The organism is Inquilinus sp. (genome assembly GCF_057815775.1).
The window spans coordinates 1-10,884 of the sequence record NZ_JBYRFX010000696.1; the positions used below are offsets into that span (position 1 = coordinate 1).

Annotated in this window: 8 protein-coding genes; 1 reads left to right on the top strand and 7 read right to left on the bottom strand. The window is 67.8% G+C overall.

Features of this window, described 5'->3' with window-relative positions; translation table 11 throughout:
- Window positions 1-1,062 (top strand): fumarylacetoacetate hydrolase family protein (locus AC3XYG_RS24165; RefSeq protein WP_489142418.1); only part of this gene is annotated, 1,062 nt, incomplete at its 5' end.
- Window positions 1,063-1,124: 62 nt separating this feature from the next.
- Here the strand turns inward: AC3XYG_RS24165 and AC3XYG_RS24170 are convergent.
- From AC3XYG_RS24170 to AC3XYG_RS24200, 7 genes are all read right to left on the bottom strand, one after another.
- On the bottom strand, window positions 1,125-2,414 hold the full coding sequence (locus tag AC3XYG_RS24170; protein WP_489142419.1) for an ABC transporter substrate-binding protein: 1,290 nt from the start codon (window positions 2,412-2,414) through the stop codon (window positions 1,125-1,127).
- A gap of 28 nt (window positions 2,415-2,442) precedes the next feature.
- On the bottom strand, window positions 2,443-3,276 hold the full coding sequence (locus AC3XYG_RS24175) for a carbohydrate ABC transporter permease (RefSeq protein ID WP_489142420.1): 834 nt from the start codon (window positions 3,274-3,276) through the stop codon (window positions 2,443-2,445).
- The gene (locus AC3XYG_RS24180; protein ID WP_489142421.1) at window positions 3,266-4,159 is read right to left on the bottom strand and encodes a carbohydrate ABC transporter permease; all 894 of its coding nucleotides are present in this window, start codon (window positions 4,157-4,159) and stop codon (window positions 3,266-3,268) included. Before AC3XYG_RS24180 ends, AC3XYG_RS24175 begins: the two co-directional genes overlap by 11 nt.
- Before the next feature lie 106 nt (window positions 4,160-4,265).
- Entirely contained in the window at window positions 4,266-5,093 is an 828-nt protein-coding gene (locus AC3XYG_RS24185; protein WP_489142422.1) for a TauD/TfdA dioxygenase family protein, read from the bottom strand.
- A gap of 140 nt (window positions 5,094-5,233) precedes the next feature.
- Window positions 5,234-5,887, bottom strand: a complete 654-nt coding sequence (locus tag AC3XYG_RS24190) for a TetR/AcrR family transcriptional regulator (protein WP_489142423.1) — start codon at window positions 5,885-5,887, stop codon at window positions 5,234-5,236.
- 80 nt (window positions 5,888-5,967) lie between these two features.
- Complete coding sequence (locus AC3XYG_RS24195; RefSeq protein WP_489142424.1) at window positions 5,968-9,237, bottom strand: efflux RND transporter permease subunit; 3,270 nt, start codon at window positions 9,235-9,237, stop codon at window positions 5,968-5,970.
- The coding region (locus tag AC3XYG_RS24200) for an efflux RND transporter permease subunit (RefSeq protein WP_489142425.1) at window positions 9,234-10,884 on the bottom strand (1,651 nt) is incomplete at its 5' end. The genes AC3XYG_RS24200 and AC3XYG_RS24195, both read right to left, overlap by 4 nt.

The window sequence follows — 10,884 nt, forward strand, 5'->3', positions numbered from 1 at the left end:
CGCGGCGGCCAGGTGATCGACATCACCCGCTCGGCGCCGACCATCACCGACCTGATCTCCGCCGCCGACCCGGTGGCGGTGGCCAAGTCCGACGGCCCGGTGATCGGCAGCATCGCCGACCTGCTGGCCAATGCCGACGAGGCCACCCGCGATGCGTCGAAGCCCTGGCCGCTGGCGCCCTGCGACCTGCAGGCGGTGAAGGCCGCCGGCGTCACCTTCGTCTCCTCGATGCTGGAGCGGGTGATCGAGGAACAGGCACGCGGCGACGCCACCAAGGCCGACGCCATCCGCAAGCACATCGAATCGATCATCGGCGACGACCTCGCCGCCATCCGCCCCGGCTCGGCCGAGGCGCAGCGGATCAAGGACGTGCTGCTGTCCCAGAACGCCTGGTCGCAGTATCTCGAAGTCGGCATCGGCCCGGATGCGGAGATCTTCACCAAGAGCCAGCCGATGTCGTCGGTCGGCCTCGGTGCCGAGATCGGCATCCACCCGATCTCGACCTGGAACAACCCGGAGCCGGAGATCGTGCTGGTGATCGCGCCCAGCGGCGCGGTGGTGGGCGCGACGCTCGGCAACGACGTCAATCTGCGCGATGTCGAAGGCCGCAGCGCTCTCCTGCTCGGCAAGGCCAAGGACAACAACGCCTCCTGCGCCATCGGCCCGTTCATCCGGCTGTTCGACGCCGGCTTCGGCATCGACGACATCCGACAGGCCGAGCTGTCGATGGCGGTGCATGGACCCGAGGGCTACACGCTGCAGGGCCACAGCTCGATCTCGAAGATCAGCCGCGACCCGCTCGACCTCGCCGGCCAGGCGCTCGGCCCGAACCACCAGTATCCCGACGGTGCCGTGCTGTTCCTCGGCACCATGTTCGCGCCGACCGACGACCGCGACGCGCCGGGCATGGGCTTCACCCACAAGATCGGCGACATCGTCACCATCTCGACCCCGACGCTGGGCATGCTGGCGAACCGGGTGAACCACAGCGACAAGATCGCCCCGTGGGAATTCGGCGCCCGGGCGCTGATGGCCAGCCTGGCAAAGCGCGGCGTGCTCTGACCTGAGACCGCTCCGGGGCCTTGCGTCATCCTCCCGATGGATGATGCAAGGCCCTTTGCCGGTCAGGCCGGCATCAGCGGCGTGACCCGTTCGACGATGGCGGCGACGGCCTCCTGCGGTGTCTTGCGGCCAAGCACTGCGAGTTGCACTTCCTCCAGGAACGTCGCCTGCGCCCGGACCGCTTCGGGAAAGGCGGGAAAGGCCGGCCGTGCCTTGGCCAGGGCGGCGGATTCGATCTTGGCCAGCGGCTGGGCAGCGGCGAAATCGGCGTCGGCATAGGTCGACACGCGGACCGGACCGTTGCCGTTGCGCGCCGCTCCCAATGTGACGGCCTTGCTGGACACGGCCTTGATGAAGCTCCAGGACAGATCCTTGTCGGCCGAATTCGCCGGGATCACCATGGCCCAGGATTCCACCACCGCGGCCATGGCGCTGCCGGCAGGAAGGGTCGCCGAGCCCGGGAATTCCACCGCCTTGATCTTGCCCGGGATGGAGGACTGGTCCGGGTTGTTCAGCTGGGCGAACCGGGCGAAGGGCAGCACGCCGAACGCGGCGCGGCCTTGCTGCAGCCAGGTCACCATGTCGTCGTTGCGGGTGTTGGCGTAGCTGCGGGGCAGGGCGCGGGCCTGGAACAGATCGGCCAGCACGCTCAGGCCCTTTTCCATCGCCTCGCGGTTCGGCACCACCTTGAAGTCCGCCCCGATGAAGTCGCCGCCGAAGGCGCGGGCGAACATCACCGGGAAGACGGCAAGGTCGCTGGCCAGCACCATGCCGGTCACCGGTGTCCCGGCGGCGGAGGTGAAGGTCAGTTTCTTCGCCTGCTCTACCAGCTCCTCGATCGTCGTGGGCGGGGCGGTGATGCCGGCCTCTTCCAGCAGCGCCTCGTTGTAGAACAGCGCCTGGGTGGCGTGGCGCACCGGAATTCCGACGAGGTTGCCACCGACCGTCATGGCGCGGCGCAGGCCCGGGGCGATGTCGTCGATATCCTCGATCGGGTCGGACGACTGGCGGCCGTCAAGGGGTTCGAACAGCCCGGCGATCTGCGGCGTCATGCGGTTGTCGACGACGAAGCCGACATTGAAGGTGGTCTGGCCCAGGCTCGCTTCCCGGAACAGCCGGTCCTGCAGCGGATTGCTGTCCAGCGTGGTCCAGGTGATCTCCGCCCCCGCGGCCTTGCACCACGGGGCGATGACGTCGCCGGCACTGCCCTTGGTCAGCACATTCTCGTGCACCAGGTGCGACAGCGCGTTCAGCGTCCTGGTCTGGCCCAGGGCGGTCCGGCCCAGCGCCATCGTCGCGGCACCCGCCATCGTGCTGGCGAGTAGTCCCCGCCTAGTCAGGTTGATTGTCATGGTCGTCCTCCCCTGTGGTGGGTGTCGATCACCCCTTCGTTGCACCGGCCGTCAGGCCGGCGACCAGGAACCGGTTCATCACCATCACGAACACCAGAACCGGCAGCAGCTGGACCGTCGCGGCGGCGAACAGCACGCCCCAGTCGACGCCGTCGACCGAGCTGATCATCTCCGACAGCACGAAGGGCGCGGTCTTGGCCTTGGTCGCGGTGAAGATGAAGGCGAACAGGAACTCGTTCCAGGCGAACACAACGACGAAGACGGCGACGGCCAGCATCCCGGGCGCGGCCAGCGGCAGGATGATCCGGCGCAGGACCGTGAGCCGGCTGGCCCCGTCGATGATGGCGGCTTCGTCGAGTTCGCGCGGGATCTGGTCGATAAAGGTGCGCATCAGGATCGTGCCCAGCGATACGAAGAAGCTGGTGTAGAGCAGGATCAGCACCAGATGCGTGTCGTTCAGCCCGAGCCAGTTGACGATCGGGAACAGCGGCAGGGTGACGACGATCGGCGGGATCAGCCGCACCCCGATCAGGAAGAAGATCGAGCCCGTCAGCAGACGGCTCTTCTGCCGCGAATACACGAAGCCGGCGAGCGAGCTGATGGTGACGGCCAGGATCGCCGAACCCACGGTCACGATCAGGCTGTTGACCAGCCCGTCGAAGAAGCTGCCCCAGCGCTCCCACAGGTTGGCGTAGTGGACCAGCGTCGGCTGGAACAGCAGCTTCGGCGGCACCGCGAAGATGTCGCGGCCCGGCTTGAACGACGACAGGACGATGAAGGCGATCGGAAAGACCGACCACAGGACGATCACCGCGACCGCGGCTGCCTTGCCGAGGCCGATGAGGCGGCGGTCAGCGCGCATCGGCCGCCATCCCCCGCTTCAGCCGCAGGATATAGAAGGTCGCCAGCAGCAGCGAGACCAGCACCATGATCCAGGCGGTGGCGGCCGCGGTTCCGAAGGAATTGTAGCGGAAGGCCTCGAGGTAGAGGTAGACGGCCACCGCCTCCGTGGTGCGCGCCGGCCCACCCTGCGTCATCAGCCAGATCTCGGAAAACAGCCGGAAGGCGAAGATGTAGCGGAACAGCATTGCGATCAGGATGGCGGGGGCGAGCAGCGGCAGGGTGACGTTTCGGAACAGCTGGAACGACGACGCCCCATCGGTCCGGCCGGCCTCGTACAGGTCCTTCGGGATCGCCAGGCGGGCGGCGTACAGGATGATGAAGGTGAAGGGCAGGTGCAGCCAGATGGTCAGCAGCCCGACCAGCGTCAGCCCGTGCATCGGGATGAAGGTCCAGTCGAGCGACGGCAGTCCCAGCGCCTGCATGGCAAGGGTCACCGGGCCGACATCCGGGTCGAACAGGAAGCGCCACATCGCCGCCGCCGTCACCTCGCTGATGGCATAGGGGGCCAGCACGACCACCAGCAGGATGCGCCGGCCCGGCAGGCCGCTGGCGAACAGCAGGGCGATGCCGAGGCCGGCCAGCAATTCCACATGCACCGCCACCGCCACGACGATCACGGTGTTCAGCAGCGATCGCCAGAAATAGGCATCGCCCAGGATGCGGACATAATTGTCGAAGCCGACGAAGGTCGGTGCCTGGTCGAAGGTCGAGGCCTGGAAGCTGAGCCAGACGACGAACAGCGACGGCAGCACGATGACGCCCAGCACCAGGACGTGCACGGGCGCGACGAACGGCAACGTTCCCGTCAGACCTTGTCGCAGACGCTTGAACCGCGTTTGCATTTTGCCTCCCGGGTCATGGTCTTCAGGCTTGGGCGCCGACGGTCCATGACCCCGAACGGCGGCTGCCCTGGCAATGCGCGGCGATCGACTGTCGCCGCGGTCCGTCTCAGGCCGCGGCGGCCGCCGGCACCGCGCCCTCGACCGTCGTGCGATACATCACGCGGCGGTATCCCGGATAGTCGTTGATCGCCGTGTGCAATACGAACGGGTTGTTCCACATGCCGAGCGTCCGCGGCTCCCACCGCAGCCTGCAGTTGAATTCCGGCCGCGTCGCCCGGGTCAGCAGGAAATCGATCAGCGGCCGGCTTTCTTCCTCGGTCATGCCCTTGAAATGGGTCAGGACGCTGCTGACGAAGACATAGCGCCGTCCCGTCACCGGGTGGGTGCAGATCACCGGGTGCTCCACCGCGGCGTTCTCGATCGCCTCCATGTCCTTGGTCACGCCCAGCCGCTTCTGCAACGCGTTGATCGCGAAGACGCCACGGCCGCTGTGGATGCCGGTCAGGCCTTCCAGGATCGAGACCAGTTGCGGCGACAGCGACTGATAGGCCCGTTCGAGGCTGGTGAAGCAGGTGTCGCCGCCGACCGGCGGGATCTCCTCGCCATACAGCATGGTGACGCCCGGCGGCCGCGCCAGCCAAGCCAGGTCCATGTGCCAGTCCTCGCCGATCACCTTGCCGGTGTCGTCGGGCTCGCGCACGAACCTGACGATGTCGTCGAAGCCATCCATCGGGGTGTGCACCGGGTTGCCGCTGAACGGGCCGAAGCGGCGGGCGACCTGCTGGAATGTCGCCGGCACCAGGTCCTGATCGCGGACGGCCAGCACGTGGTATCCGTGCAGGGCCCGCAGCACGTCCTGGAACGCGTCTTCGCCCGCTGTCTTCAGGTCGATGCCGATGATCTCCGCGCCCAGCGAACCGGTGAACGGACGCACCTCGAATCTCGTGAATGTCTCATCCCGCAGCACGTGCCTGGCCTCCCCCGAAGCGCTTTTCGTGTCGTCGCGATGTTGCGCTGACTTACCTGTAAGTAAGTCCACGAAAACGAAGGGCCGTCAACGCCGGATGGATGGGGTCAGGGGCCGGATTGTGGCTCCGAAACCGGCCCGATCATCCGGCCCAGGGCCTTGAACAGAAGCTCTATCTCGTCGAACCGCCCGGCATCCTGGGTCATCGGCGGGCAGGACAGCAGCATGGCTCGCAGCACCCGCACGGCATCGTCCACCTCGATCTCCAGCCGCAGTTGCCGGGCTGCGACCGCTGCGGTCACCGCATGCCGAAGGCACCGGTCATAGGTCCGGTTGACGCGCTCGAGCGCCGCCACCGCCGGGTCGCCCAGGCTCGGCAGGTCATGGCGCAGCCGGGACAGCGGGCTCCAGACATTCCGGTCCTGCGGGCCCTTGTTGAAACGCTGGTAATAGCGGCGAAGATCGTCCAGCTGCATCGACAGCCGCTCCGGGAACGAGGCGGTCCCGGACAGCCAGTAGCGCTCGATACGCTCCTCGGCGTTCGAGGCGATATCCTCGATCAGTTCCTGCATCAGCTGCTGCTTGCTGCCGAAGTGATGGTGGATGTTGGCGCGTGTCGTCCCGATCGACGTGGCGATATCGCCGAAGCTGAAGCCGTCATGGCCACGCAGGACATAGAGTTCGGCGGCGACTGCCTTGATCCGGTCGCGCGTGTTGCCCGTGACATCGGGGGCAGGGGATGCGCTGTCATGGCGTGCCATGGCCTGTGCCCGCTGTTCGGGAAGGGGAAGCCCAGTGCCATCCATTCGCATAGCCTGCGGATCGCGTCGAGCGGTACGGGCTACTCCGCCGCTTCGGTCTGGTCAGGGAAGGTCCGGCGCCAGCGCTGGTGCGACCACAGGCGGAAGCGGTCGAGCACGAGGTACAGCACCGGGGTGGTGTAGAGCGTCAGCGCCTGGCTGACGATCAGCCCGCCGACGATGGCGATGCCCAGCGGCCGGCGCAGCTCGCCGCCGTCGCCGAAGCTGGCGGCCAGGGGGATGGCGCCGAAGATCGCCGCAATCGTGGTCATCATGATCGGCCGGAAGCGCAGCAGGCAGGCCTGGACAATGGCGTCGTGCGAGTTCAGGCCGCGCGTCCGCTCCGCCTCCAGTGCGAAGTCGATCATCATGATCGCGTTCTTCTTGACGATGCCGATCAGCAGGATGACGCCGATCAGCGCGATCAGGCTGAACTCGGTGCCGAAGGCCAGCAGCGCCAGCACCGCGCCGACGCCGGCCGAGGGCAGGGTCGACAGGATCGTGATCGGGTGGATGGTGCTCTCGTAGAGGATGCCGAGCACGATATAGACCGCCGCCAGCGCCGCCAGCACCAGGACCAGCTCATTGGCCAGGGTGCTCTGGAACTGCTGCGCCGTGCCCTGGAAGGCGCCGTGGATGGTGGCCGGCATCCGCAGGTTGGCCATCGCCTGCTGGATCACCGCGGTGGCGTCGCTGAGCGATTTGCCGGGTGCCAGGTTGAACGAGATCGTCGATGCCGCGAACAGCCCTTGGTGGTTGATCGACAGCGGCGTGTTGCCCGGCCCGTAATGGCTGATCGCGGCCAAGGGCACCATGGTTTCCTTGGCGGTGCTGACGGCGGCGCCGCTCGACGTGCCCTTGCGGCCGGCATTGGCCAGGGCGTTGGTGGCGGCGTTGCGGGCGGAATCATCCGCGGTGTTGCCGGTGCCGGCCCCCACGGCGCCGGCGGCCACGGTGCCCGACACGGCGTTGGTGGTGGCGGTGCCGCTGGCATTGCCGCCCGAGGTGCTGATGTAGATGTCGCGCAGCGTCTCCGGGCTCTGCCAATACTGCGGCGCCACCTCCATCACCACGTGGTACTGGTTGATGGCGCTGTAGATGGTCGAGACCTGGCGCTGGCCGAAGGCGTCGTACAGCGTGTTGTCGATCTGGGAGGGCGTGATCCCCAGCCGGGCCGCGGTGTCGCGGTCGATGACGATGTCGGTCTCCAGGCCCTTCTGCTGCTGGTCGGAGTTGACGTCGGTCATCACGTCGCTGGCCTGCAGCTCCTGCAGCAGCTTCGGGCCCCAGGTCTGGAGTTCTTCCGTGGAATCGGATTGCAGCGTGTACTGGTAGGCAGCGTTGCTCTGCCGCCCGCCGGCGCGGATGTCCTGCACCGCCTGCAGGAACAGGCGCACGCCGGGCACCTGGGCCAGCTTGCCGCGCATCCGGGCGATGACCTCGTCGTCGGACAGGCCGCGATCGGCTAGCGGCTTCAGGCTGACGAAGACCGACCCGGTGTTGGTCTGCGACCGGCCGCCACCGCCGGTGAAGCCGACGACACTCTCGACCGCCGGGTCGGCGCGGACGATGTCGACCAGCTGGCCCATCTTCACCTGCATCGACTGGAACGAGATGCTCTGGTCAGCCTGGATGCCGCCGATCAGCCGGCCGGTGCTCTGCTCCGGGAAGAAGCCTTTCGGGATGATGGCGAACAGGGCGACGTTCAGGCAGACCACGCCGAACAGCAGCAGCAGCACCAGGCCGCTGTGCCGCAGCGACCAGGACAGCGTCCGTTCATAGACCTTCAGGGCGCGGTCGAGCAGGGTGTAGCGCCGCCGCACCGGCTTCGGCCGGGCACGCAGCAGCAGGGCGCACAGCATCGGCGTGGTGGTCAGCGAGATCACCATCGAGACCAGGATGGCAATCGACAGCGTTATCGCGAATTCGCGGAACAGCCGGCCGACCAGCCCGCCCATCAGCAGGATCGGCGCGAACACCGCGATCAGCGACAGGCTGATCGATATGACGGTGAAGCCGACCTCCTTGGCGCCGCGGATGGCCGCCTGGCGCCGCGGCACGCCCTCCTCGATATGGCGGGTGATGTTCTCCAGCACCACGATGGCGTCGTCGACGACGAAGCCGGTGGCGACGGTCAGCGCCATCAGCGACAGCGTGTCCAGGCTGTAGCCCAGCAGGTACATCGCCCCGAAGGTGCCGATGATCGACACCGGCACCGCCACGGCCGGAATGACGGCGGCACGTGGGTCGCGCAGGAAGGCGAACACCACCAGCATCACCAGCAGCACCGAGATCACCAGCGTGCGCTGGGTGTCGTTCAACGACGACCGGATCGTGGTGGTGCGGTCGGAGGCCAGGGTGATGCCGATGTCCTGCGGCAGCGCTGCCTCCAGGTACGGCAACTCGGCCTTCACCCGGTCGACGGTGTCGATGATGTTGGCGCCGGGCTGGCGGAACAGCAGCACCAGCACCGCGGGGTCGCCGCCCGACAGGCCGGCGTTGCGCAGGTCCTCGACCGAATCCTGGACGTCGGCGATGTCGGACAGGCGCACCGCCGCGCCGTTGCGATAGGCGATGACCAGGGGGATGTAGTCGGCGGCCTGGCTGGCCTGGTCGTTGGTGTACAGCTGGAAGTGCCGGCCCTGTTCCTCGATCGACCCCTTCGGGCTGTTGGCGTTCGCCGCCGCCAGCGCCGCGCGCACATCCTCCAGGCCGATGCCGTATTGCGACAGCGCCTGCGGGTTCAGCTCCACCCGCACCGCCGGCAGGGCGGCGCCGCCCAGCGTCACCTGGCCGATGCCGTCGATCTGCGACAGCCGCTGTTCCAGCACGTTGTTGGCCGCGTCGTAGATCTGGCCGCGGGTCAGCGTCTTCGAGGTCAGGGCCAGGATCAGCACCGGCGCATCGGCCGGGTTGACCTTGCGGTAGGTCGGATTGCTGCGCAGGCTGGTGGGCAGGTCCGCCCGGGCCGCGTTGATCGCCGCCTGCACGTCGCGGGCGGCGCCGTCGATGTCGCGGTCCAGGCCGAATTGCAGGGTGATGCTGGCCTGGCCGACCGAGCTGCGCGACGTCATCTCGGTGACGTCGGCGATGGCGCCGAGATGCCGCTCCAGCGGGCTGGCCACGGTGGTCGCGACCGTGTCCGGGCTGGCGCCCGGCAGCGAGGCCGACACCGAGATGGTCGGGAAGTCGACCTGCGGCAGCGGTGACACCGGCAGCTTGCTGTAGGCGAAGGCCCCGGCCAGCACGAGGCCGAGGGTCAGGAGGATGGTCGCCACCGGCCGGGCGATGAACGGGGCGGAGATGTTCACGCCTGTTCCTCACCCGGGTTCAGGCGGCGCCGGCCGGAAACGCGCCGCGCCAGGCGGTCGAAGGCCAGGTAGATCACCGGCGTGGTGAACAGGGTCAGCAGCTGGCTGACGACCAGGCCGCCGACGATGGCGACGCCCAGCGGCCGCCGCAGCTCCGACCCCATGCCGCTGCCCAGCATCAGGGGCAGGGCGCCCAGCAGGGCGCACATGGTGGTCATCAGGATCGGCCGGAAGCGCAGCAGGCAGGCCTGGAAGATCGCCTCGCGCGGCGGCTTGCCTTCCTCGCGCTCCGCCTGCAGCGCGAAGTCGATCATCATGATCGCGTTCTTCTTCACGATGCCGATCAGCAGGATGATGCCGATGATGCCGATGACATCCAGCCCATCGCCGGCCACCATCAGCGCCAGCAGTGCGCCGACCCCGGCCGAGGGCAGGGTGGACAGGATCGTCACCGGGTGGATGAAGCTCTCGTAGAGCACGCCCAGCACGATGTACATGGTCGCGACCGCGGCCAGGATCAGCAGCGCTTCATTGGCCAGCGAGGACTGGAAGGCCGCGGCCGAGCCCTGGAAGGCGGTGACGAAGCTCTCCGGCAGGGCGACCTCTTTCTCCGCCTGCTGGATCGCGTCGACAGCGGCGCCGAGCGACGATCCATGGGCCAGGTTGAACGAGATCATGGTCGCCGGGAACTGGCCGAGATGGGTGATCTGCAGCGGGCCGGCCCGCTGCTCGACATGGACGACGGCCGAGAGCGGCACCTGGCCGGTGGAGGACAGTGAGGAGGGCAGATAGAGGGCCGACAGCCCGGCCAGCGACTGCTGCAGCGCCGGGTCGGCCTCCAGGATCACCCGGTACTGGTTCGACTGGGTGTAGATGGTCGAGACGATGCGCTGGCCGAAGGCGTCGTACAGCACGTTGTCGATCGTCGCCGGGGTGATGCCGAAGCGGGCGGCGGTGGCCCGGTCGATCACCAGGTCGGCGGCCAGGCCCTGCTGCAGGTAGTCGCTGGCGACGTCGGCGATCTCCGGCACCTGCTGCAGCCGGTCCATCAGCTTCGGCACCCACTCCTGGAACTGGTCCAGGTCGGCATTCTCCAGCATGAATTGGTACTGGGTGCGGCTGACCGTGGAATCGATGGTCAGGTCCTGCACCGGCTGCAGGTACAGGGTGACGCCGGGCACGCTGGCGACCTCCTGCTGCAGGCGGTCGATGATGCCGTCGGCGCTCGCACTCCGCTGGTCCAGGGGCTTCAGGCTGATCAGGAAGCGGCCGCTGTTCAGCGTCGTGTTGGTGCCGTCGACGCCGATGAAGGAGCTGAGGGTGTCGACATCGGGGTCCTTCAGGATCGCCTCGGCCAGGGCCGACTGGTGCCGCGCCATCTCGGCGTAGGAGACGGTCTGGGCGGCTTCGGAAATGCCCTGGATCATCCCGGTGTCCTGCTCCGGGAAGAAGCCCTTCGGGATCATGACGTACAGCAGCACGGTGACGCCGAGCGTCGCCAGCGCCACCAGCAGGGTCAGCCTCTGGTGGTCCAGCACCCGGTTCAGGGCCCGGCCGTACTGCCCGATGATCCAGTTGAAGCCGCGCTCCGCCGTCCGGTCGAACCGGCCGCGCTCGGCCGCCGGCCGATGCCGTAGCAGCTTGGCG